Annotated in this window: 22 protein-coding genes; 8 read left to right on the forward strand and 14 right to left on the reverse strand. The window is 68.7% G+C overall.

What is annotated here, in order from left to right; genetic code table 11:
• Positions 1-8: 8 nt before the first annotated feature.
• The 5 genes from HWX03_RS00765 to HWX03_RS00785 form a co-directional block, all read right to left on the reverse strand.
• Positions 9-752, reverse strand: a complete 744-nt coding sequence (locus HWX03_RS00765; protein ID WP_175869893.1) for an SDR family NAD(P)-dependent oxidoreductase — start codon at positions 750-752, stop codon at positions 9-11.
• 59 nt (positions 753-811) lie between these two features.
• Positions 812-1936, reverse strand: coding sequence for an amidase (locus tag HWX03_RS00770; protein ID WP_175869894.1), 1125 nt, complete (start codon positions 1934-1936; stop codon positions 812-814).
• 31 nt (positions 1937-1967) lie between these two features.
• A complete protein-coding gene (locus HWX03_RS00775) occupies positions 1968-2489 on the reverse strand; it encodes a nuclear transport factor 2 family protein (protein WP_175869895.1) in 522 nt (173 codons plus the stop codon).
• An 8-nt stretch (positions 2490-2497) separates the two neighbouring features.
• Positions 2498-2875 carry a hypothetical protein gene (locus tag HWX03_RS00780; RefSeq protein ID WP_175869896.1) on the reverse strand — a complete coding sequence of 126 codons (378 nt, stop codon included), beginning with the start codon at positions 2873-2875 and terminating at the stop codon, positions 2498-2500.
• A 102-nt stretch (positions 2876-2977) separates the two neighbouring features.
• Positions 2978-4171 carry an acyl-CoA dehydrogenase family protein gene (locus tag HWX03_RS00785; protein ID WP_175869897.1) on the reverse strand — a complete coding sequence of 398 codons (1194 nt, stop codon included), beginning with the start codon at positions 4169-4171 and terminating at the stop codon, positions 2978-2980.
• Positions 4172-4327: 156 nt separating this feature from the next.
• Between HWX03_RS00785 and HWX03_RS00790 the strand changes: the two genes are divergently transcribed.
• Positions 4328-5875: an ATP-binding protein gene (locus HWX03_RS00790; RefSeq protein WP_175869898.1), complete on the forward strand. Its 1548-nt coding sequence runs from the start codon at positions 4328-4330 to the stop codon at positions 5873-5875.
• 56 nt (positions 5876-5931) lie between these two features.
• Here the strand turns inward: HWX03_RS00790 and HWX03_RS00795 are convergent, their stop codons facing one another.
• The 3 genes from HWX03_RS00795 to HWX03_RS00805 form a co-directional block, all read right to left on the reverse strand.
• Positions 5932-6318, reverse strand: a complete 387-nt coding sequence (locus HWX03_RS00795) for a 2-hydroxymuconate tautomerase family protein (protein WP_174429285.1) — start codon at positions 6316-6318, stop codon at positions 5932-5934.
• A gap of 180 nt (positions 6319-6498) precedes the next feature.
• On the reverse strand, positions 6499-7002 hold the full coding sequence (locus HWX03_RS00800) for an aromatic-ring-hydroxylating dioxygenase subunit beta (RefSeq protein ID WP_175869899.1): 504 nt from the start codon (positions 7000-7002) through the stop codon (positions 6499-6501).
• Complete coding sequence (locus HWX03_RS00805; protein ID WP_175869900.1) at positions 6999-8282, reverse strand: aromatic ring-hydroxylating dioxygenase subunit alpha; 1284 nt, start codon at positions 8280-8282, stop codon at positions 6999-7001. Before HWX03_RS00805 ends, HWX03_RS00800 begins: the two co-directional genes overlap by 4 nt.
• Positions 8283-8554: 272 nt before the next feature.
• Between HWX03_RS00805 and HWX03_RS00810 the strand changes: the two genes are divergently transcribed.
• Positions 8555-9472, forward strand: a complete 918-nt coding sequence (locus tag HWX03_RS00810; RefSeq protein WP_174429283.1) for a LysR family transcriptional regulator — start codon at positions 8555-8557, stop codon at positions 9470-9472.
• Between the two features lie 145 nt (positions 9473-9617).
• Here the strand turns inward: HWX03_RS00810 and HWX03_RS00815 are convergent, their stop codons facing one another.
• Both HWX03_RS00815 and HWX03_RS00820 read right to left on the reverse strand, forming a co-directional pair.
• Complete coding sequence (locus tag HWX03_RS00815; RefSeq protein WP_175869901.1) at positions 9618-10607, reverse strand: PDR/VanB family oxidoreductase; 990 nt, start codon at positions 10605-10607, stop codon at positions 9618-9620.
• 157 nt (positions 10608-10764) lie between these two features.
• Entirely contained in the window at positions 10765-12162 is a 1398-nt protein-coding gene (locus tag HWX03_RS00820) for an MFS transporter (protein WP_175869902.1), read from the reverse strand.
• A 410-nt stretch (positions 12163-12572) separates the two neighbouring features.
• Between HWX03_RS00820 and HWX03_RS00825 the strand changes: the two genes are divergently transcribed.
• Entirely contained in the window at positions 12573-13691 is a 1119-nt protein-coding gene (locus tag HWX03_RS00825; RefSeq protein ID WP_175869903.1) for a porin, read from the forward strand.
• Between the two features lie 50 nt (positions 13692-13741).
• On the opposite strand, the gene HWX03_RS00830 is transcribed toward HWX03_RS00825, so the two are convergent.
• The gene (locus tag HWX03_RS00830) at positions 13742-14773 is read right to left on the reverse strand and encodes a LysR family transcriptional regulator (RefSeq protein WP_175869904.1); all 1032 of its coding nucleotides are present in this window, start codon (positions 14771-14773) and stop codon (positions 13742-13744) included.
• The gene (locus HWX03_RS00835; RefSeq protein ID WP_175869905.1) at positions 14770-15738 is read right to left on the reverse strand and encodes an AraC family transcriptional regulator; all 969 of its coding nucleotides are present in this window, start codon (positions 15736-15738) and stop codon (positions 14770-14772) included. Before HWX03_RS00835 ends, HWX03_RS00830 begins: the two co-directional genes overlap by 4 nt.
• 149 nt (positions 15739-15887) lie before the next feature.
• Between HWX03_RS00835 and HWX03_RS00840 the strand changes: the two genes are divergently transcribed.
• Together HWX03_RS00840 and HWX03_RS00845 are read left to right on the forward strand one after the other, a co-directional pair.
• Entirely contained in the window at positions 15888-16994 is a 1107-nt protein-coding gene (locus tag HWX03_RS00840) for an NAD/NADP-dependent octopine/nopaline dehydrogenase family protein (RefSeq protein WP_175869906.1), read from the forward strand.
• Positions 16991-18001, forward strand: a complete 1011-nt coding sequence (locus HWX03_RS00845; protein ID WP_175869907.1) for a 3-hydroxybutyryl-CoA dehydrogenase — start codon at positions 16991-16993, stop codon at positions 17999-18001. Before HWX03_RS00840 ends, HWX03_RS00845 begins: the two co-directional genes overlap by 4 nt.
• A gap of 125 nt (positions 18002-18126) precedes the next feature.
• On the opposite strand, the gene HWX03_RS00850 is transcribed toward HWX03_RS00845, so the two are convergent.
• On the reverse strand, positions 18127-19464 hold the full coding sequence (locus HWX03_RS00850) for an MFS transporter (RefSeq protein ID WP_175869908.1): 1338 nt from the start codon (positions 19462-19464) through the stop codon (positions 18127-18129).
• A 479-nt stretch (positions 19465-19943) separates the two neighbouring features.
• Here HWX03_RS00850 and HWX03_RS00855 point away from each other — a divergent pair, with 479 nt between their 5' ends.
• The 3 genes from HWX03_RS00855 (at position 19944) to HWX03_RS00865 (ending at position 22238) form a co-directional block, all read left to right on the forward strand.
• Positions 19944-20690, forward strand: a complete 747-nt coding sequence (locus tag HWX03_RS00855) for an SDR family oxidoreductase (RefSeq protein WP_175869909.1) — start codon at positions 19944-19946, stop codon at positions 20688-20690.
• Between the two features lie 152 nt (positions 20691-20842).
• The gene (locus HWX03_RS00860; protein WP_175869910.1) at positions 20843-21697 is read left to right on the forward strand and encodes a DJ-1/PfpI family protein; all 855 of its coding nucleotides are present in this window, start codon (positions 20843-20845) and stop codon (positions 21695-21697) included.
• A gap of 67 nt (positions 21698-21764) precedes the next feature.
• On the forward strand, positions 21765-22238 hold the full coding sequence (locus tag HWX03_RS00865; RefSeq protein ID WP_175869911.1) for a nuclear transport factor 2 family protein: 474 nt from the start codon (positions 21765-21767) through the stop codon (positions 22236-22238).
• Positions 22239-22339: 101 nt separating this feature from the next.
• Here the strand turns inward: HWX03_RS00865 and HWX03_RS00870 are convergent, their stop codons facing one another.
• Positions 22340-23293, reverse strand: a complete 954-nt coding sequence (locus tag HWX03_RS00870) for a helix-turn-helix domain-containing protein (protein WP_175870490.1) — start codon at positions 23291-23293, stop codon at positions 22340-22342.
• Positions 23294-23368: the final 75 nt, after the last annotated feature.

Here is a 23368-nt window from a genome sequence, read left to right on the forward strand (position 1 = left end):
CGGCGCGTTCAGCGCATGTACAGCCCGCCGTTGATGTCCCAGCATGCGCCGTTCGCGAAATGCGCGTCGCCAGACGCGAGCAATATGGCTGCATCCGCAACGAATGCGGCCGACCCGAGCTTGCCGCCCGGCAGGCTCGCGAGCACCTGACGCAGTTTTTCGGGCGCGACGCTTTCGTACACGATCGGCAGATCAAGCGGCCCCGGCGAGATCGCGTTGACGGTGACGCCCTGCGCGGCGAGATCGCGTGCGAACACCTTGGTCAGCGTCAGCGTGCCGCCTTTCGCGGCCGCATAGTGCGCGCCCGTCGCCGAGCCGCCGTTCTGCCCGGCGAGCGACGCGATGTTGACGATGCGGCCCGCGCCGCGCTGCGCGAAGTACTGGCCGAACACCTGGCAGCCGAACAGCACGCTGCGCAGGTTCACGTCGATCACTTGGTCGAACTGCTCGGCCGTGATCTCCATCGCCGGCACGACCTTCGATGCGCCCGCGTTGTTGACGAGCACGTCGATCGTGCCCCAGCGCGCAACGAGCGCATCGCGCGCGGCTTCGAAATCGCGTTTCGACGTGACGTCGAGCGGCAGCGCGATCGCGCGTTCGCCGCTCGGGTCGAGCTCACGTGCATGTGCGTGAACGGCGTCGGCGGCGATGTCGGCCAGCGCGACGCGATAGCCGGCCGCATGGAAGCGTTCGGCGATGACGGCGCCGAGCCCGCGCGCGGCGCCGGTGACGAGGACGACTCGGTCTGACATGGTGTGGGGTTCCGTGGTTCGCGGGCGCACGCCGGTGGCAGCGGCGCCCGCATCGTGGTTCATGCGGCGAGTGCCGCTTCGAAGTGCGCCGCGATCGCGCAGACACGTTCGTCCGCGCCCTTGCGTCCGACGATCTGCAAGCCGGCCTTCAGCGGCGAACCGGCGAGCGGCAGCGGCAGGCTGAGCGCCGGATGGCCGCTCAGGTTGAACGGCCGGATCAGCGACGACATCGCGATCACCGATACGCCGTCGCGGGCCTGCTGCAGCGTGATCGGTAACGCGGGCAGCGTCGGCAGCACCAGCACGTCAGCATGTTCGAGCGCGGCATCGACCTGCGCGGTGAAGCGTGCACGCACGGCCTCGGCTTCCGCGAGCGCGGCCGGCGTCGTGGTCGCGGCCGTGCGCAGCCGCGCATCGAGATCGGCGCCGAGCCGGCCCGTTTCGACCAGGTGACCGAACGCGCGCGACGTTTCCGCGTTGATCACGGTGAGCCCTGCCGCGAACGCGGCCGGCATTGCATCGAGCACGACCGTGTGCGAACGCAGGCCCGACGCGCGAACGGCTGCGTCGAGCGCGCCGGCGATCGCCGGATCGGCTTCGACGGCGAGTTGCGCGACCGTGCAGCCCGCCGCGGAAGCCGCCGCTTGCGCGCGGTCGAAGCCCGGCGCGATCGCGGCCATCACCGCGACGAGCGTGCGGATCTCGCGGGCGAACGGCCCGACGCAATCGAGCGTCGTGTCGGCGGGCGCGACGCCGCGCCGCGACACGCGGCCGAACGTCGGTTTCAGCCCGGCCACGCCGCAGCATGCGGCCGGCCCGCGAATCGAGCCGCCGGTATCGGTGCCGAGCGCTGCGTCGACGGCGCCGAGCCCGACGAGCGACGCGGAGCCGCTCGACGAGCCGCCCGGAATGCGCGCGGCATCCTGCGGATTGACGGGCGTGCCCGTGTAGTCGTTGATGCCGGTCATGCCGAACGCGAGCTCGTGCATGTTCGCCTTGCCGGCGATCTGCCAGCCGGCGTCGAGCAGCAGGCGGACCACGTCCGCGTGTTGGATGGCCGGCGGCGCATCGGCGAGCGCGCGGCTCGCCGCGCGGGTCGGATGGCCCGCGATGTCGATCGTGTCCTTGATCGCGATCGTCGGGCCGGGGCCGCCGAGCGTGAAGGTGTCGATGAAGCCTGTCATGGTCGGTATCGTGCGAAAGCAGCGGGAAACATCAGGACCGGGGCGCGGCGGCGAGCGGCCACGGGCCGTCGAGCACGCGTTCGGTGCGGAAGTGGTGGATCAGCCAGGTGCAGCCGTCGTCGGCCGGCGCGAAATCGACGGTCAGCCGCGCGGCGATCAGCTCGGCCGAGCCATCTGCATAGCGCGACGCCTGCAGCATGATCCAGCAGCCGCGCGCGCTGGCGTGGCCGGCGCCGATCTCGATCGACTCCGACGTCAGGAAGTGCAGGTTCGCCGAGAAATGCGGATCGGGCGGCAGATAGCGGCCGAGCATCGCGACGATCGCGGCGGTGCCTTCGAGGCGGCCGAACTTCTGCGCGTACTGCGGGCCGACGCCTTCCCACACGGCGTCGGCCGTGAACAGGTCGGCCAGCGACGGGCCGGCGCCGGCGTCTTCGGGTACGTCGCACAGCGCCATGTAGCGCGTGAGCGTCGCACGCACCGCGCGCTCGGCGTCCAGCGCCGCGACACGCTGCGCGAGCGCGTCGATCGCAGCGGGTGACGGATCGGTCATCGCGCGCCTCACGCCGCGGGCTTAGCGGCCGGCGGCACGGTCAGTGCGCGGCCCACGCGTGCCTCGATCTTGCCGTAGCGCCACAGGTTGTATTCGCCGACGGGTGTCGTGCGGTACAGGTTGCACACGGCGACCGTCGTGTCGAAATCGGCGACGTCGGCCATGATGTAGAAGGTCCACGGCGCGCCGTCGGCCTGGCCGACCACGAGGCGGTCGTCGTCCATCACGCCGAGCACGCGCACGCCGGCCATCGCTTCGACGGCCGCGAGCATCGCGCCGTACGCCTGCCACACTTCGCCGATCTGCTCGCGCGGCAGGTCGAAGAAATTCTGCGACACGCCGCAGCAGAACAGGACGCGCAGCGGCAGCGGATTCGAATCGGACATATCGGGTTCTCCAGAGGAATCGGTCGGGCGCATGAGCCAGCCGGCGACGGTGCGACGGGTCCGGCTTCATGCGCGTTCGTCAAAAGCGTCGGTCGATGCCGGTTACAGATAGCCGGGAAAGGGCGTGACGCCGGTGAACACCGCGCCCGCGCCATCGAAGTTGCCTTCGGCCAGGAACGCGTGCTGCGTGACGACCATCGCATCGCGCAGCAGTCGCTGCAGCGGATGCGTGCGATAGATCGCCGCCGTGCCGCCGAGGCGGTACGCGCGCTCGACGACGCTCGCGCCTTCGCGGGCGATCTGCGTGGCCGCGAGCCGCAGCAGGCTGACCTGGTCGGGCGTCACCGGATTGCCGACAAGGATCGATTGCCAGACCGAGTCGGTCGCATCGTAGAAGAACGCGCGCGCCGAACGCAGTTGCGCCTCGGCCTTCGCGAGCTCGATGCGGAAATACGCGCGATCGGCGAGACGCGGTGCGCCGGTCGTCGTCTGGCGGCCGCCCGACATGCGGTTCACGACGTCGAGCGCCGCGCGCGCGAGGCCGAGGTTGACGACGGCCAGCACCTGCGCCGCATACGCGACGGTCGGGTAGCGGTACAGCGGCTCGTCGACGGTCGGTTCGCCGCCGCGCACGAAGGTCCACGCCTCGGGCACGAAGCGGTCGTTCACGCGCAGGTCGTGGCTGCCGGTGCCCTGCATGCCGACCACGCTCCAGTTCTCGACGATCTCGACGTCGGCGGCGCGGAACACGGCCGTGCGCGGCTTGTTCGGCGCGGCGTCGTGCGGGCCCGGCACGGCGATGCCGACGCCGAGCCAGTCGGCGCCCTTGCAGCCGCTCGCGAATTTCCACGTGCCGTTCACGCGCCAGCCGCCCGGCGCGTCCTGCGCGGGCTGCACCGGGAACAGGCCGCCCGCGAACACCTGATCGGGGCCGCTCGCATACAGATCGGCCTGGGTGTCGAGCGGCAGCGCGGCGAGGTAGACGTTCGCGGAGCCGAAGCTCGCGACCCATGCGGCCGAGCCGTCGGCGGTCGCGATCCGTTCGATCATGTCGAGGAACGCGGTCGGCGCGAGCGCATCGCCGCCGAAGCGGCGCGGCGTGCCCGCGCGATAGATGCCGGCCTGCTTGAACAGCGCGATCACATCGCGCGGCACGTGCGACAGGCGCTCGAATTCCTCGCGACGCGCGGCGACGGTTTCGATCACCGCGTCGAGCGGCGACAACTGCCCGGCCGCGGCACCTGCCGCGGGCGGCGAGGTCGGTGCGGATTCGATGGCGAGGGCGGCTTGCGGCATGAAAGTCTCCTGGGGATGGGGGCGGATGTCGGGGGCGGTTGCGGGGGCAAGACAATGCAAACAGACCCTAGTCTAGAAACGCCGAAAACACGCAGCAATTGGTGCGTTGGGCCGCGCGACTGGTGACGTTCCGTGCCGGTCTAAAGAAATCTTCAGATGCGATCGGCGCGCGCCGGTGCTATGTTGGGTTTCCGGCCGCGCGATGCCGCGCGCCTTCCTCCGAATCCGATCATGAGTTTTCCCGACGAAGACGATTTCCACCGGCTGCTCGACGCGCTGACCACCTGCGTGCTGCTGCACGACGCGCGCACCCGGGCGATCGTGTGGGCGAATCGCGCCGCGTGCATCGCGCTCGGCTTTTCCGTCGAGGAACTGCTGCCGCTGAAGGCGCCAGACATGACGCGCCCCGAGCCGAAGTACCGGCGCGAGATCGCGGTGAGCGCATGGGATCGTGCGCTCGTCGACGGGCCGCAGGTGTACGAATGGTGCTATCGATCGCGTACCGGCGTCGACATGCTGTCCGAGGCCACCGCGACCTACGTGCCGCTGCGCGGGCGCGACGTCGTGATGGTGCAGTTCCGCGACATCAGCGCGGAAGAGGCGGTGCGCCAGCAGTTGCGCCGCTACGAGGCGCGGCTGCGCGAATTCATGCAGGATCTCGACGAAGGCATCGCGGTCGTGACGCCGCACGGCGGCGTGCAGTTCATCAGCGAGTCGGGCCGCCGCGTGCTCGGGCTCGCGCCCGACGAACCGCTCGGCGAGGTGCTCGACTATTGCTCCGCGGCCGATCGCGACCGGCTCGTCGCGCAGTTGCGCGACGCACCGTCGGCGTGCCCGTCCGCGCCGCAGCGCTACCGGATCGTGCGGCGCGACGGCTCGGCATGCTGGCTGCGCCTCCTGTGCCGGCAGGTCGAGATCGAAGGCGATCTCGACGGGCTGCTCGTGCAGTTCCGCGACGTGAGCGACGAAGTCGCGATCGAGGACGCGCGGCGCGCCGAGGCGCGGATGCTCGAATACGCGGGCCGCTACAACGCGATGGGCGAGATGGCGACCGTGATCGCGCACGAGCTGAGCCAGCCGCTCGCGGCCGTGCGCAATTTCATCGAAGGCGCGGTGCGGCGGCTGAACGGCAACGGCGCCGTCGACGACGCGATCTGGGGGCTGCGCAGCGCGGACCGGCAGGCCGAGCATGCGGCGCTGATCATCAAGAGCGTGCGCGAATTCATCGTGAAGCGCGAGCCGGCTGTCGCGCGGGCCGACTTGCGCGACATCCTCGCGGACGTCGCGTACTTCATCGAGCTGCGCGCGAAGGAGGCCGGCGTGACGGTCGCGATCGTGCAGGCCGACGCGCCGCTGCCGATCCGCTGCGAGCGCGTGTTGCTCGGGCAGGTGATCCTGAATCTCGCGTTCAATGCGATCGAGGCGTTCGCCAGTTGCGAGCGCGTGCCGCGCACGCTGACGCTCGGCACCGCGAACGTGGCCGGCCACGCGGAGTTGCGGGCGATCGACAATGGCCCGGGCATCGAGGCCGGCGCGCACGACCGGCTGTTCGACGGCTTCTCGTCGTCGAAGGTGGGCGGCAACGGGATCGGGTTGTCGCTGTGCAAGAGCATCGTCACGCGCCACGGCGGGCGGATCGCCGCGAGCCCGGCCGCGGGCGGCGGGCTCGACTGCCGCGTGACGCTGCCGCTCGCCGACGTTTGAGCGCAACCGCGTCGGCGCGTCACCGTCACGGCAGGGCGGCGACGCGCGGCGCATGGTCAGCGCCCCAGCGCCCGGGCGGTCTGGCCGCCGATGCCGAAGTCCGTGTTCGGGATGTCCTTGATGATCACGCGGGTCGCCTGCAGCGGTGCGTCGAGCACGTTCGCGCCCGCGTCGGACAGCGCGGCGATCAACGCGCGCTTCTGTTCGTCGGTGCGGCCGGCGATCAGGATCGCGACGATCACCGGCAGCGACGGCGGTGCGCCATCCGCCGCGCTGCGGCCGCCGAGGCCGATATGCGTCGCGGGCAGTTCAGTGAGCAGCACGCGCACCGATTCGATCGGTGCGCCGATCGCGTCGACGGTCGCACCGGTCAGCCGGGCGATCAGCTCGGCCTTGCGCGCGTCGTCGTGGCCGGCCGGCAGGAAAACTTCGAGGGTGGGCATGGTCGTCCGGAAAGGTGAAGGTAACTGGCTCACCGTTGCGTGGGCGACGGCGAACCGGTGGGCCGCTCAAAGGTGAAGGTGACTGGCTCACCTTTGCGTTGGCGATGGCGAACCGGCAGCCGCTCACAGGTGAAGGTGTCCGGTTCACCATTGCGTTGGCGACGGTGAACCGGCCACGGCTTACAGCAGGAAGCCGATCGCGCTGAGCGCTTCGGTCGAGTCGATCAGGCGCACGACTTTCTCGGCAATCCGCATCTCGCCGTCGGCATCGACGTGCAGCTTATGCGTGACGTCGGCCGCGAACAGCGTCGCGACGCCGCGCTTGTACGCGACGACGACCTGCGCCGATTTCAGCTCGATGGTGTCGGCGCTGCCGCTTTCGATCGTGAAACGCGACACGGTGCGCACCGTGCGCGCCGCGTCGGTCGCCGACGCCGAATAGCCGGACACCATCCGCTGCACGCGCTTCTCGCGCATGTCGTGGTCGTCGAACACGTAGTTCAGCGTCGCCGCGAAATCGGTCGCGTCGGGATCGATCGGCACCACGTAGTGGCCGGCCGGATTCCACAGGTCGAGCCATGCGCGGTAGTCGCGGCGGTCGAGCATCTCGGCTTCGCGCCACACGAATTCGACCGCGCGGGAGAAGGTCTGCTCGGAAAAGAGGGCGTTGCGGTCGTCCATCACTGTTGCTCCATCATCTTGCGCCATTGCTGGTAGGCCTCGCGCATGCCGGTTTCGTCGGTCGCATGCGCGGTCTTTTCGCCGTTCGCGGCGGTCGTCTCGCGGTTCAGCCCGCGATTCACGAGGATCGGCACGTCGGGGCCCGCATGCGCGCCGCGCTGCACGCGCTCCCAGGCTTCCGCGTCGTCGGGGCTGCCGAAGCCGAACGGGCCCTGGAAATGCTCGTGAATGCGCAGCCGCTCGCGGTTCGCTTCGTCGGGGCCGCCGTCCATCGCGAGCGCGACGTGGCGAATCTCGGTTTCGTTCGCGGAGATCGGCCGCAGCACGCGGAAGAACGCCATCGACAGCGCGAGGTTCGGGAACAGGTTCAGGTTGAAGCCGACGCCCATCAGCGAGCGCACGATGCGGCGCACTTCGTCGGGCGAGTGGCGTTCGGCGAGCTTCGCCGCGAGCGGCGCGAAGCGTTCGGGCAGCGGCGCGCCGTCGTCTTCATCGAGATCGATCAGCTCGGGCATCAGCACCGCGAGGCTGTGACCGTTGCCGAGCCCTCGGCAGAACGCGTCCTCGCTCGTCATGAAGCTGGTGATCGCGGCAGCCGTCTCGTCGTCGATCGACTTCATCCACGACTTGTGCACGACCGGGAAGTGGTAGAGGTCGGTGGTGTTCTCGAGCTGGATCTTCCAGTTGCCCTTGAACTTGAACTTGTGCTCGCCGTTCGCCTTGATCGGGTAGCCGGCACCCTGTTTCATGAACAGGTCGATCCACGGCTTCGCGCCGCCGAGGAAATCCTCCAGCGGCTCGATTGCATCGTTGAAGCTCGCGAAGATCAGCCCCTGGTACACGCCGACGCGCAGCTTCACGAGCGGCAGGTCGCCTTTCTCGCACACGCCTTCGTAGCCGTCGCCGTACGGCAGCGCGCGCAGCGTGCCGTCGAGCGCGTACGACCAGCTGTGATACGGGCACGTGAAGCCCTTCGCGTTGCCCTTGTGCGATTCGCACACGGTCGCGCCGCGATGGCGGCAGCGGTTCTGCAGCACGTTGATCTCGCCGGTCTTGTCGCGCACGACGATCACCGGCTGGCGGCCGATCGTCGTCGTGATGAAGTCGCCCGGGTTCGGCAGTTCGCTTTCGTGTGCGACCCAGATCCAGGTGCGGTAGAAGATGCGGTCGAGCTCGGCTTCGAACAGCGCGGGATCGTGATACATCGCGGGCGCGATGCGGTCGGGCTGCGCGAGACCATGCAACGCGCGGGTGTCGATCGTCTGGTAGGCAATGTCGCTCATTGTCGTCGTGGGAAAGAGTCGCGAGGAAGTGCAAGGCCCGGTGGGGCGGACCTCGTGCGGATAGCAGAGCCAGTTTCGTCGTCGCGATCCCATCCGTCAAATTGATCTAAAAAAGGCAATCAAATAAGCCGTATGGATAATTGAATGGTCGGCTCTCGGGAGGCGGCATGCTTCCGACGCGTGACGACGATGCCCCACGCACGTGCGTCAACATCCGCTTCACTGATTTAGAATGCGTTCACGCATCAATTTGACGAATAGCGGAGGCGGTCATGACGTCGGTCGATCATCTCGATCTGAACCTGTTGCGCGTATTCCAGGCGATCGTCGAGGAACGCAGCCTGACGAAGGCCGGCGAGCGGCTCGCGCTGTCGCAGCCGGCGGTCAGCTATTCGCTCGGCCGGCTGCGTACGCTATTCGACGATCCGCTGTTCGTGCGTACGCGTTCGGGCATGCAGCCGACGCCGGTCGCGCTCGAGCTCGCGGGCATCGTCGGCAAGGCGCTCGACATGGTGCGCGTCGCGCTGCGCTACGCGGAGCGCTTCGATCCGGCCACCAGCACGCGCACGTTCCGGCTGTCGCTATCGGATGCGGGCGAGATGGCGTATTTGCCGGCGATCTGCCAGGCGCTGCGCGAGCGCGCGCCGCGCGTGACGCTGAGCGTGCAGCCGTTGCCGGTGGAGGAGATCGAGGAAGCGCTGCGCGCGAGCCGGCTCGATTTCGCGATCGGCAACCTGCCGGAGCTGATGCCGCGCACGCGCCATCAGGTGCTGTTCGAGGAAACCTACGTGTGCATGACGGGGCGCCGGCGCGGGTTGCCGGCCGCCGCGGCGCTGAGCCTCGAGCAGTTCGTGCGCGCCGCGCACGTCAACGTGAAATCGGTCGAGCACAGCCACCACGCGCTCGACGACGCGTTGCGCGTGCAGGGCGTGGGCCGCAACATCGCGCTCGAGGTGCCGCACTTCGTCGCGCTGCCGAGCGTGCTGTCGGTCACCGATCTGTATGCGACGCTGCCGAAGCGGCTCGCGCAGATCCTGAACCGCGACAACGCGTTTCGGCTGTACGACCTGCCGGTCACGCTGCCGCCCGCGCCGGTGACGATGCACTGGCACGAGCACTTTCACGAGGACGAGGGCAACGCGTGGATGCGCGCGCTGCTCGCCGAGATCGTCGAGCGTTTCGACGAATGAAGGCTGGGCCCGTGCGCCGCGTGCGGCTCGGGCGTTGCCATGGCTGAGTTTCAGCCGGTAGCGTGCTGACGCATCAGCGCATCAGCGCATCAGCGCATCAGCGCATCAGCGCACCAGCGCACCAGCGCACCCACGCGTCAGCGCATCAGAGATCGAGGACGAGCACCGCCGAGCGCGCACGCGACACGCAGCAGCAGATCACCGTGTTGCTCGCGCGCTCGGCCTTGCTCAGGCAGTGGTCGCGGTGATCGGGCTCGCCGTCGACGACGGGCACCATGCAGGTGCCGCATACGCCTTCGCCACATGACGTATCGATTTCGATGCCGATGCGCGCGAGCGCGTCGACGATCGACGTGTCGGGCGTCACGCGTACCGATTGCCCGCTGCGTTGCAGGCGCACTTCGAAACCGTCGGCAGAACCCGAGTCGGTTTCGGTCTTGCCCGCATCCGCGGCGACGGGTTCCGCCGCGAAGCGTTCGAGATGGATCGCCTCGTCGGGTACGCGCGTGGCGGCTGCGGCGACGACCGCATCCATGAACGGCCCCGGGCCGCACGTATAGACATGTGCGTGCGCATCGATCGACTCGACGCAGCGGCCGAGTTCGGCCGCGAGCGCATCGGGCTCGACGCCATAGTGGAACGTCACGTGCGACGCGAACGGTTCGGCCGACAGTTCGTCGACGAAGGCCGCGTGGTCGCGGCTGCGCGCGAAATAGTGCAGTTGATAACGCGCGCCGCGCTTGTGCAGCGCATACGCCATCGACAGCAGTGGCGTGATGCCGATGCCGGCCGCGACCAGCACGTGCTCGCTCGCGTCATCCGTCAGACGAAACAGGTTGCGAGGCGTGCCGATCGCCAATTCGGCGCCGACGCTCACGTCGTCGTGCAGCGAACGCGAGCCGCCGCGCGACTGCGCCTCCTTCTTCACCGCGAACAGGTAGCTGCCGCGCTCGTCGGGATTGCCGCACAGCGAGTATTGCCGCGTGATGCCGGACGGCGCGGTGACGTCGATATGAGCGCCCGGTTCGTACGCGTCGAACGGCTGGCCGTCGATGCGCGAGACCCGGAAACAGCGGATGTCTTGCGCCGCGTCGATCAGCGCGTCGATCCGGACCTGGTGGCGATTCGCTTGCATGGGAAATTCCGTGGGGTAGAGGAAAGCGGCGCGGCAGAGCCCCGCGCCGTCATGCAAGCGAGAATAGGGACGGGCATCGCATAAATCAAATCGATTAAAAAGCGATTCCTGAATCAGTGAGATGGATAATGCTCGGGCGCTCGATCGTGCCCGGCGCTCAACGCGCGGCGACCGCTTCGCCTGCGCTGGCCGCCTGCGGCGCCGCGGCCGACGCGTGACCGCGCTCGCGCTCGAGGCTGCGGCGATAGTGCCGGCAGCCGGCGGCGAGCAGCAGCGCGGCCAGCGTGGCCGCTGCGACGTTGACGATCGACATCGAATGGCCGACCGCGGCCGGCACGCCGAACACGCGATCGGTGAACAGCGCGACGACGGTCGTGCCGATCCCGAGCGCGATCAGGTTCGACACGAGCAGGAACAGCGCGGAGATCTGCGCGCGCATCTGGTTCGGCGCGAGCGTCTGCATCGCGGCGGTCGACGTCGGCATCGGGAACGACGCGAAGAACATCGCGACGACCAGCATCGCGAGCGACGCCGGCAGGCTGTCGAGCTGCGTGAACAGCGTCGCGGGGATCACCATGCACGCGGCGCCGATCGCACCGGCACGCATCGGCGCATCGCCGCGGCCGCGCCGCAGCAGCCAGTCGTTGAGCCAGCCGCCGCAAAACACGCCGGCCGTGTTGGCGACCAGCAGCACGGTGCCGAGCGTGTAGCCGGCTTCGACGGCCGTCATCCCGAAGCGGCGGATATAGAACGCGGGCGTCCAGCTCAGCAGGCAGTACAGCGCCATCGCGTAGAACGAGAAGCCGAGGTAGTGGCACGAGAAGGTCGCGCGATGCGTGCTGACGAAGCGCATCGAATCGCGCATCGACACGCGCCGCACGGCGCCCGAGCGATCCTGCGCGAGCCCCTTGCGCTGCGGGTCGCGCACGGTCGCGGCGAACAGCAGCGCAACGAGAATCCCCGGCAGCCCGACGATCAGGAACGTGACCTGCCATGCATGCACCTGCCCGACGACCGGCAGCGTGAACGCGCTCGCATGCTTGAGCAGCGCGATCACGTAGCCGCCGATCAGGAACGCGATGCCGCCGCCGATGAACGAGCCGAGCGAATACACGGCGACCGCGCGCCCGAGCTTCTCCTTCGGGAAGTAGTCGGCGAGCATCGAATACGCGCCGGGCGACAGCGCGGCCTCGCCGACGCCGACCCCCATCCGCGCGACGAACATCTGCACGAAATGCTGGCTGAGTCCGCACGCGGCGGTCGCGACGCTCCATAGCGCGATGCCGAGCGAGATGATGCGCGGGCGCGCATAGCGGTCGGCGAGATACGCGACGGGCAGCCCCATCACCGCGTAGAACAGCGAAAACGCGAAGCCGTTGAGCAGGCTGAACTGCGTATCGGACAGGTGCAGGTCGCGCTTGATCGGTTCGATCATCAGCACGAGGACCTGACGGTCCACGAACGAAAAGATGTACGCGAGCATGCAGATGACGACGACATACCATTCGTACGTATAGCGCTTGCCGTCGGCAGCGCGAGCCGTGGATGCGGACATGCGGGTTCTCCAGGAGCGGGCAGTGGAAAAGCGCGGCATCGGCCTCGCGGGCCGGGCGCCGTCGCGGCGCGAAAGCGTGCGGGTGACACGATCGGTGACGCAGCGTAGTCGGCCAAATTCGGCCGCCATAGCCGGAGTGACAGCCGCGCCACACGGACCTTTACCGACCCGGATAAAGAAAACACCGAGGCCGTGCGCGCGGGCCGCCGCGCAGCGCGCGTGCGGCGGGGCCCGCGTGTCTCATGCGGCGCATCTATAAGCGTTATAGAGCGCATTGCGTCGACGTCCGAAATTGTCGTTCCTAGACTCGGCCCGGTTTTGATCGGCAGCGTTGGCCGTTCGCGGCGAACGCGCTTCACACCACGCGGCGCGACGCTGACCGGCGCCGGCACTTCTACGGGACGACGAACATGAACCAATCGAACGGGCGGGCCGACCGGCTTGCCGTACCGCTTGCCGCGCTGCTCGCATGCATGACGCTGCCTGCCGTCGCGCAGTCGAGCGTGACGCTCTACGGCCGCATCGATACCGCGATCGAATACGCGAACGCCGGGCCGAACCACGTGACTCGCATGGGCAGCGGCAACCTGTGGGCGTCGCAGTGGGGGCTGAAGGGGGTCGAGAATCTCGGCGGCGGCTACGCGACGATCTTCAAGCTCGAGGACGGCTTCAACGCGGCGAGCGGTGCGTTGTCGAACAGCAGCGCGCTGTTCGGCCGCGAAGCGTGGGTCGGCATCACGGGGCCGTTCGGCGGCGTGCAGTTCGGCGAGCTCTACACGATCCTGCATACGACGCTCGTCACGTACAGCCTGCCCGGGCTCGGCGCGGGGCTCGCCTGGGGCAACGCGACCAACAACTTCGTCGGGCCCGCGTTCCTGCGCGTGCGCAACTCGATGCGCTACACGTCGCCGCGCTATGCGGGCTTCCTGCTGCGCGCGATGGCCGCGCGCGGCACCAACGGCGCGGCCGGGCAGCCGGCGACGCTCGGCGATACGTACGGCGCCGGCATCAACTACGTGCGCGGCGGCTTGTCGGTCGACGTCGACTACATGCAGCAGAAGTTCAGCCCGGTAGCCGCATCGACGCTCGGCGCTACGAGCACGGCCGCGAACGGCAACTACACGCTCGGTGCGATCGCGTACGACTTCAACGTCGTGAAGGTGGCCGCGCTGTACATGCGCCATCGCGGCGGCCCCGATGTTGCCACCGCGATCGACAGCCAGAGCGCGTATCCGCACAGCGACATCATGGAGCTCAGCGCGACGGTGCCGATCGGGCGCGCATCGCTGCTGCTGAGCGTCGGCCATTACCGGAAGGTGGCCGACAGCGACGGCAACGCCGATTCGTACGGCATCCGCTTCGACTATCCGCTGTCGAAGCGCACGGTGCTGTACACGGGCGCCGCGATGGTGCGCAACGGCGCGCATGCGCGCTTCGTCGTCAACGGCGCGGCGGGCGGCGGCGTCGCGGTGGCGAAGCCGGGTGCGACCGCGAGCTCGCTCGTCGCGGGCATCCTCACGTCGTTCTGACCGTTTCGGCGGACCCGCGCCCGCACCCGTGCGCGGGCCCGCTTGCGCCGCTATGCGCAGGCGGGCGGCTGCGGCGCGAGCCATGCATCGAACGGCGCCTGCTCGCCGATGTTGAACAATTCGAGCAGCAGCGCACGCAGCCAGCGATGACCGGGGTCCGCGTCGAAGCGGCGGTGCCAGTACGCGTTGACGGCCCATTCGCCGGCGCCGGCGATCTCGTACAGCACGCACGGCTGGCGTGCCGCGAACGTGATCGCGATCGTCTCCGGCAGGATCAGCGCGTAATCGCCGTCCTGCAGCAACGCCGGCACCACCATGAAATCGGGCAGCGCCGCGCGTATGCGCGGCATCAGTTCGTGCCGTTCGAGCAACTGCATCGATTGCGGATGCGACGAGACCGCGACGAAGCGCAGTGCATCGGGCGCCGTGCCGTCGAGCACGAAATCGTCGGGCAGCCCGACGCGCTGCGCGGTGCGGCGCGGCATCAGCAGCACGCAGCGCTCGTGCAACAGCGCGGTGCGCTGGAAGTGGCTCGACGCATCGGCGAAATGCCCGAGCGCGAAGTCGATGCGCCCCGATTCGAGCGCGACGTTGAGCTGGCATTCGTCGACGTGCAGCGTCTCGATCACGGCGCCCGGCGCGCGCCGGTCGAACGCGGCGAGTAGCGTCGGCAGGAATGCGCTCGCCGCGAAATCGCTCATGTGCAGGCGGAACACGCGCTGCGTGCTGTCGGGCGTGAAGCGCGAGCCTTCGTCGAGCACGTCCTGCAGGATCGCGAGCGCCTTGTCGACCGAGATCGCGAGCCGTTGCGCGCGCGGCGTCGGCTCGACGCCGGTGCCGGTGCGCACGAACAGCGCGTCGCGGAACATCAGCCGCAGCCGGCCGAGCGCGTAGCTGACGGACGGCTGCGTGACGCCGAGCCGCAGCGCCGCGCGGCCGACGTGCCGCTCTTCATACACCGCGCGAAACGTCTTCAACAGGTTGAGATCGAGATCCTGCACGCGCAGGCCGTCGGACGCGTCCGCGTCGTGCGGCGCAGGGTCGGAGCGGCCCGCTGGCCGGCTGGGGGCGGAGTGCGTCATCGAGCTTGCCTCGCGGTGACCGAAGGCGCATGGCCGTAACGCCGCGCATACGCCTTCGCGAAATGGCCGAAGCCATGGATGCCGTGCGCGATCAACACGTCGGTCACGCTGCGCGCGTCGCCGCGTTGCAGCGCCGCGTGCACGGCGGCGAGCCGGCGCTCGCGCACGTACGCGGCCGGCGTGGTGTGCAGGAACGCGCGGAACGCGTGCTGAAGCGTGCGCGGCGCGACCCCGGCGACGGCCGCCAGCGCGGCGAGCGCGAGCGGCTCGCCGAGGTGCGCATCGACGTGAGCGCACGCGCGCCGCACGTGGGCGGGCAGCGGCGGCGTGCCGCGCAGCAGCGCGTCGCTGTACGCGTGCGGCAGGTGTGTGAGCAGCAGCGACATCAGCCACGCGGTGAGGTCGGCGCCGAACACCGGCGAGGCCGCGCCGATGCCCGGCTGCGCGCCGAGCCGGCACAGGTATTCGAAGGCCGGCAGCACGAGCGCGGCGCCCGCGCCGCCGGCCGCGAGGTCGAATTGCAGCGGCCGCGTGAGCGTCGTGTGCAGCATGTCCTGCAGCTTGCGTTCGAGCGCGCCGCGTTCGAGCCGCAGCACGAGGTTGCGGCAATCGGGGCTCGTGCGCAGGCGGCTCGCGAGCGCGGGCGACGACACGGTCAGCGCGCCGGGGCCGGCGCGCGCGACGACGCTGCCGGCCTGCAACTCGCACGCACCGGCGAGCGTCAGCCGGAACAGGAAGTGATCGGCGTCGTCGCCGAAATCGATGCGCGTCTCGCGGCCATAGCAGAGTTCGAGCAGCGCGCCGTGATGCAGCGGCACCTCGTATAGCTCCGCATGAAACGGATCGCGGCCGGACGCGGCCATCCGGTGCGGCCCGAGCCGGTGCGCGACCGCGCGTTCGACTTCGTCGGGCGCCTGCAGCGTGCCGAGCCGGTTCGGCGCATGGCGGGAAAGGGCGATGTTCATGCCTGGACCTCGTAGCGGATGCAGGGGCGCGGCGGCATGCGCATTGCCGCGATTGCGTTGCGCGAACGGGCGTGTCGTTGCGCGTTTTGAAGCGACGCGGCGCAGGCGGCCGCGTAGTCTCGGACAGACTCGATCACCAGGAGAAGACGATGAAGGTATGTGTTCTGGGTGGCGGCCACGGCTGCCATGCGGCGGCCATCGACCTGCTCGAAAAAGGCCACGACGTGACGTGGTGGCGGCGCGATCGCGAGCCGCATGCGCGGCTGCGCGAGCTTGGCGTGCTGAACGTCACCGACTATCGCGGCAAGCGGGCGGTGCCGCTCGGCGATGCGCCGGGCGCGATCCGCCTGACCGACGATCTGGCCGCCGCGCTGCGTGGCGCGCAGCTCGTCGTGGTGCCGCTGCCGGCCACGTCGCACGACGCGCTCGCCGCGCAGGTCGCGCCGCTGCTGACGGATGGCCAGGTCGTGTTCTTGCCGCCCGGCACGTTCGGCAGCGTCGTGTTCGCCCGCGCGGCGGCCGACGCCGGCAACCGTTCGCGCGTCGCGTTCGCCGAAACGGGCACGCTGCCGTACCTGGTGCGCAAGCATGGCGACAACGATGTTGTGATCAGCGCGTACGCGACGCGCCTGCCGACCGGCGTGTGGCCGGCGGACGCGGCCGGCTGGGCGTTCGACGTGCTGCGCGCGGGCTATCCGTCGGTCGAGCCGGTCGAGGATGCGTTGTCCGGCGCGTTGATGAACGCAGGCCCCGTGATTCACCCGCCGCTGATCCTGATGAACGCCGGGCCGCTCGAACACTTCGACGCGTGGGACATCCACAACGAAGGCACGCAGCCGTCGATCCGCCGCGTGACGAACGCGCTCGACGCCGAACGCATCGCGGTGCGCGAAGCGCTCGGCTACCGCGCGCCGCATTTCCCGCTCGCCGATCACTATGCGACCGACGGCGACGAGTGGATGTACGGGCGCGGCGCGCACGGCAAGCTGACCGATAGCGGCGGCTGGCGCGAGAAGATCGATCTGCGCACGCATCGCTACATGCTCGAAGACACCCGGCTCGGGCTGTCGTTCATCGTGTCGTGCGGGCGCTGGGCCGGCGTGCCGACGCCCGTCGCGCAAGGGCTGCTGAGCATCGCAAGCGCGGTCGCGGTGCGCGACCTGTATGCGGAAGGCCGCACGCTGGAACGGCTCGGGCTCGCGGCGCTGTCGAAGGACGCGCTGCGCGCGCTGCTCGACGCGGGGTACGCGGCATGAAGGCGGCCGCCGATGTGACGCGCATCCACGTGCTCGGCGCGGGACGCATGGGGCAGGGCATCGCGCTCGTGTTCGCGTTCGCGGGCCTCGACGTGACGCTGATCGACTTCAAGCCGCGCGATGCGGCCGGCCGTCGCGCGTTCGACGATCGCACGCGCGACGAGATCGCCCGGCCGCTGCATGCGCAGGTCGCACTGGGCCGCATCGATGCCGCGCAGGCCGACGCCGTCGTCGCGCGCATCGCGCTTGTGGCGCGGGACGGCGCGGCGGACGCGGTGCGCGATGCCGAGATCGTGTTCGAAGCGCTGCCCGAAGTGCTCGATGCAAAGGCCGACGCGCTGCGCTGGCTCGGCGAACACGTCGATGCGCACGCAACGATCGCGTCGACCACGTCGACGTTCGTCGTGACCGAACTGCAGCGCCATGTCGCGCACCCGGAGCGAATGCTGAACGCGCACTGGCTGAACCCCGCGCTGCTGATGCCGCTCGTCGAGGTCAGCCGCAGCGATGCGACCGATCAAGCCGTCGTCGACGCGCTCGCGGCGCTGCTCGAACGCGTGGGCAAGAAGCCGGTGATCTGCGGGCCGGCGCCCGGCTATATCGTGCCGCGCATCCAGGCGCTCGCGATGAACGAGGCCGCGCGGATGGTCGAGGAAGGCGTCGCGAGCGCCGAGGACATCGACACGGCGATCCGCACCGGCTTCGGCCCGCGCTTCGCGGTGCTCGGGCTGCTCGAATTCATCGACTGGGGCGGCTGCGACATCCTGTACTACGCGTCGCAGTACCTGGCCGGCGAGATCGGCCCGCGCTTCGCACCGGCCGCGAGCGTCGTGCGCAACATGGAGGCTGGTCGCGACGGCGTGCGCACCGGTGCCGGCTTCCACGACTATGCGCAGGTCGACGTGCCGGCCTACATGCGGCAGCGGCTCGGCGAGTTCGCGCGGCTGCTCGATCATCTCGGGCTCGCGCCCGAATTCGACGGCGCACGGCGGCCGGTCGGCGAGTAGGCGTTGCGTCGAGGCGTCGTGCGCACGCGTTGCCGCGGTCGCGGACCAGGCCGGGCGACGTGGCACGCCGCGCCGCGAGCCGTCGACCGTCCCGGGCCGCGCGAGCGCATGCCGCGGGGGCACGGTCATGCCGCGTCGCCGCGCGAACCGTCGGCGGGCGTGGTGCGCGTCTCGCGCATCACGCACAGCGTCGCGACGGTCACGAGGCCGAGCGCGACGAGGAACAGCGACACCGGCCACGACGCGTGATAGCGCGCGAGCAGCGCGGTCGCGATCAGCGGCGACATCCCGCCCGCGAAGATCGACGCGACTTCGTGGCCGAGCGCGACGCCCGAGTAACGCACCTCGGTGCTGAACAGTTCGCCGACGAGCGCCGGCAGCGTACCGATCATCGCGCCGTGGCTCACCGCCGTGCCGACCGTCAGCGCGAGCCACACGAGCGGCGTCACGCGCGTGTCGAGCAGCCAGAAGAACGGAAACGCGCACGCGACGAGGCTCAGCGCGCCGATCAGGTACACGGGCTTGCGGCCGATCCGGTCGGACAGCCGGCCCCATGCGAGCATCGCGCCCATTTCGACGATCATCGCGATCATCACGCCGGTCAGCATCGTGCCGTTCGGAATCCCGACGTACTTGCCGTAGACGAGCGAGAACGCGAGGAAGATATAGGCGCCGCCGTTCTCGGCCACGCGCAGCCCCATCGCGAGCAGGATTTCCTTCGGATGGCGGCGGATGCACTCGACGATCGGCAAATGCGTGTGCGCGCCGCGCTTGCCGGCCTGCTCGAAGTCGCGGCTTTCCGGCAGATGGCGGCGGATATAGATGCCGATCGCGAAGATCGCGATGCTCGCGAGAAACGGCAGCCGCCAGCCCCACGTGCGGAATGCGTCGTCCGGCAGCGCCTGCGCGGCGAGAAACGCGGCCGACGACAGCACGAAGCCGCCACCCACGCCGAGCTGGCTCCACGCCGCGTAATAGCCGCGTTGCTCGGGCGGTGCGTTCTCGCTGATCATCAGCACGCCGCCGCCCCATTCGCCGCCGGACGCGATGCCCTGCAGCAGGCGCAGCACGACGAGCGCGGCCGGCGCCCACAGGCCGACTTGCGCATAGGTCGGCAGCAGGCCGATCGCGAAGGTCGACGCGCCCATGATCAGCAGCGTCCACACGAGCGACGCCTTGCGCCCGTAGCGGTCGCCGACGTGGCCGAACACGATCCCGCCGAGCGGCCGCGCGACGAAGCCGAGCGCGAATGCCGCGAACGCGGCGAGGCTGCCGGCGAGCGGCGATGCGCCGGGGGGAAAGAACACGTGACCGAACACCAGCGCCGCGGCCGTGCCGTATACGAAGAAGTCGTACCACTCCATCGCGTTGCCGGCGACGGAGGCGATGACGATCCGGCGCAGTTGCCGGTCGGCGAGCGGCCGGACGGCGCTCGGGGATTGCACGGTGTCGGTCGGGTACATGGCGGACTCTGAAGGGGAGCGGGCGCGTGCCGTCTGTTGCGGCGCTGCGGGCTAGTGTTGTCGGCCCGCCGCTCCCCGGTCAAATCCGCAGAAAAAGGGGAGTGTCATCACTCCGGCAAATGATGGTCGGGGCGCGCGGGGTAGTGCCAGCGCGCGCCGGGGCCCGTCACCGCTCGATCTGCCGGCTCCAGCGCGTATCCCACTGCGCGCGGCGCGCGTTGGAACCGAAGATGCTGTCGCGGGCGAAGTCGCTACTGAGCGATCACGTGGGCACGGCCGCCACCGACGTACCGGGAATGAAGTATCCGGTGTCGCCCCCATTCTCACCGAATGGCGTTTTTCGAGGGTTATAAGACCTTTGCGCCATTAGCCTCCCGTTCCATACTTCACCTGGACGATCAAGCCGGAACAACCACGCAAACGCAATGGCGCGTCGCGTATTCGGCCTGGTCAATCACGGACATGAAAAGGAACGGAAAATGAGACTCAAGAACAAGTCGGCGTTGATCACGGGCGGCACCAGCGGCATCGGTCTGGCCACCGCGAAGCTGTTCATTGCAGAAGGTGCGCGCGTCGCGGTGACGGGGCGCGACGAGGCCGTATTCGAGCGCGTGAAGGCGGAGCTGGGCGAGCATGCGGTCGTGCTCAAGGGCGACGTGCGGTCGCTCGACGACATGCGCGCGATTGCCGCCGAGGTCAACGAGACGTTCGGCGGCCTCGATGTCGTGTTCGCCAACGCGGGTTGGGCTTTCCCGTCCGCCGTCAACGACATCGACGACACGCTCTACAACGACATCATGGACGTGAACGTCAAGGGCGTGGTGGTCACGCTTCAAGCCGCGCTGCCGTATCTGCGCGAAGGTTCGTCGGTGATCCTCAATACTTCGTTCGTCGCGCAGACCGGCAAGCACGGCATCTCGTTGACCGCGGCGGCGAAGGCCGCCGTGCGATCGCTGGCCCGCAGCTGGTCGTACGAATTTCTCGACCGGAAAATCCGCTTCAACGCGATCGCGCCCGGCGTGATCGACACGCCTCTGCTCTCCAAGTGGGGCATGCCCGACGAATGGGTGCGCGAGCGCAAGGCCGAATTCGCCGAGGCGATTCCGGTGGGCCGCATGGGCAAGGCCGACGACATCGCGTACGCAGCGCTCTATCTCGCCAGCGACGAATCGTCCTTCGTCGTCGGCACCGAGCTGGTGGTCGATGGCGGTGCGTCGCAGCTTTAAGCCTGCGCTTCACGCTTCCTGAGCCCGGCACGTCATCCCGGCGCATCCCCATCCCGATTTCACGTCCGCCGCGCCGTTCGCCGTGGCGGTTATTCCATCCGGCCCGGCGGGGTTGCGCTCGCCCATGGGCCGAAGTGCAAGGAGCAATCATCTTGACCGACAGTAGCGATAACCCTGTCTCGGCCGGGCAACTCACGCGGGCAGGCCGTTCGCGCCGCGATGTCCTGAAGTTCGGCAGCGCCGCCACCCTCGGCGCCGTGCTGGGCGGCGGCGCGTTGCTCGGGCGCGTCACGCCTGCGCTGGCACAGACGGGCAGCGCAGGGCTGCTTGCCCCGAACGAGCCGCTCAACATCCTGATCGTCAATTACGACGGCGGCACGCTGCTCGACTTCGCGGGCCCCAGCGAGATCTTCCACCGGCTGCCGAATACGAACGTTCGCTACGCGAGCCTCGATGGCGGCAACGTGACGCTCGAATTCGGCGTCGTGTACGGCAAGACCGAACGGCTGGCCGATATCGACAGGACCGACGTGATCCTCGTGCCCGGCGGGTCCGATTTGTCGGCGCCGATGCGGCCGGCGTATCAGGCGCAGATCCGGCGTCTGGCGGAAAGCGCGAAACACGTGACGTCGGTGTGCAACGGCTCGCTCGTACTCGCCGCGACGGGCGTGCTCAATGGCAAGCGCAGCGCCTGCCATTGGGCGTTCGTCAACAAGCTGGCCGAATACGGCGCGATTCCTGTGCCCGATCGCTTCGTCGAAGACGACAACGGCCGCTTCATGAGCGGCGGCGGCGTGACGGCGGGTATCGACTTCGCGCTGCGCGTCGCGGCGAAGCTGCGCGGCCAGCAGGCTGCCGAATACACGCAGCTCGTCATTGAATACGATCCCGCTCCGCCGTTCCACTCCGGTCATCCGAGAGATGCACGGCCCGAACTCGTCGCGATGGTCGACAAGACGCTGCCCGGCGCGTCAAAGGGACTCGCACGCATTCCCGGCGTTCGCTGACACGCTTGGCGGCAACGCATGCAGGGTCGCCGCCTCTTTCATTCAAACCTGATTCGGAAATCACTCGATGCGACAGATTCATCTTGGTACGGCTGCGCTTGCAGCGTGCGTGTCCTTTTTTGCATTCACGGCGCCGGCTATCGCCGGAGGTACGCAACGCCCGCCCGAAGCGGCCATCAAGGCCGAAAACGTGCGATGGGCGGATGCTTTTGCGCGTGGGGACTACGACGCGATAGGCCGCCTCTATACCGACGACGGCACGCTGTTGCCGCCGGGAGGCGACAAGGTCACGGGGCACCGTGCGATCACCGAGTACCTCGTCAAAGGGTATGCCGGATCGAAACCCGGCACCGTGGCGTTCAGCAATTACGAGTTCTACGGTAATGACCGGGTCGTGACCGAGGTGTCGGACGCGGAGGTGCGCGATCACGACGGAAAGCTCACGGTCCGCGCGAAGCAGACGCTCATCTTCCTGAAGCAGGGCGGCATGTGGAAGCTGCATCGCGACATGTGGAACGCTTACCCGCCCGTCAAGGATTGACGGTCATCGACGTCCGGCGAAATGGCGCGTTGCGTACTCACGCGCCAATCATCCATTAGCGAGACGTCGACCCTGCAGCGCGCTGATCGGCAGACGGTCGATCAGCGCGCTGCCGCTGCGTTCGATCTGCTCTCGCGTCGAATCGCTTGCGGCGGGTGTCCAAGCAGCTTGATGAAGGCTCGGCGCATCCGTTCCGGATCGGTGAATCCCACCGCCAGCGCAATCTGTTCGATCGGTTCGCTGCCGCCCTGAAGGCGCAGCCTCGCGGCTTCGACGCGTAAACGCTCGACGGCCCTCGCCGGTGTTTCGCCGGTTTCCCGTCGAAACGCGCGCCCGAACTGACGCAAACTCAAGCTGGCCGCATCGGCGAGCCGTTCGACCGGCAACGCCTCAGCCAGATGTTCCCGGGCGAAATTCAGCGCGATGCGGATGCGATCCGATTCCGGCTCCATCTGCGACATCGCGGAGAATTGCGACTGCCCGCCGGGCCGCCGATACGGAACGACCAGAAGCCGCGAGACCTCGCGCGCGATCTCCGCACTCATGTCCCGTTCGATCATGCCGAGCGCCAGGTCGATGCCGGAGGCGATGCCCGCCGACGTCCAGACATGGCCATCGACGACATAGATACTGTCGCCGTCGACCCGTGTGAGAGGGAAGCGCGACTGCAATTGCGCGGCGTAGCGCCAGTGCGTCGCCGCTCTCAAACCGTCCAGCGAACCGGTTTCCGCAAGCAGAAATGCGCCCGTACACACGCTTGCCACCCGCGGCGTCTTGGCGGCGAGCTTGCTGGCCGCGGCGATATTTTCCGAAGTCTGCATCGGGGCGATATCGCCGCCGACGAACACGACGGTGTCGAACGCGCGCCTGCCGATCGGCTTCGTGTCGATCGAAAGGCCGGTATTGCCGGGAATCGGGCCGCCGGAAGGCGAGATGACGTGAAGATCGTATGGCGTATGGCCGGCGGCCGTGGCCACCTGATTGAAGGCCGACAGCGGCCCGCCAAGATCGAGCGCGTCGTAGCCGCGGCAGACGAAAAATCCAATTCGATGCATGACGAAGCAATGAGTCGATAACCCCGGAATGGCGAATTTTACCGGGAACCCTCGAATCATGTCATTTGGCTCGAA

Origin of the sequence: Burkholderia sp. BCC0397, from assembly GCF_902832865.1 — a bacterium.
GTDB lineage: Bacteria > Pseudomonadota > Gammaproteobacteria > Burkholderiales > Burkholderiaceae > Burkholderia.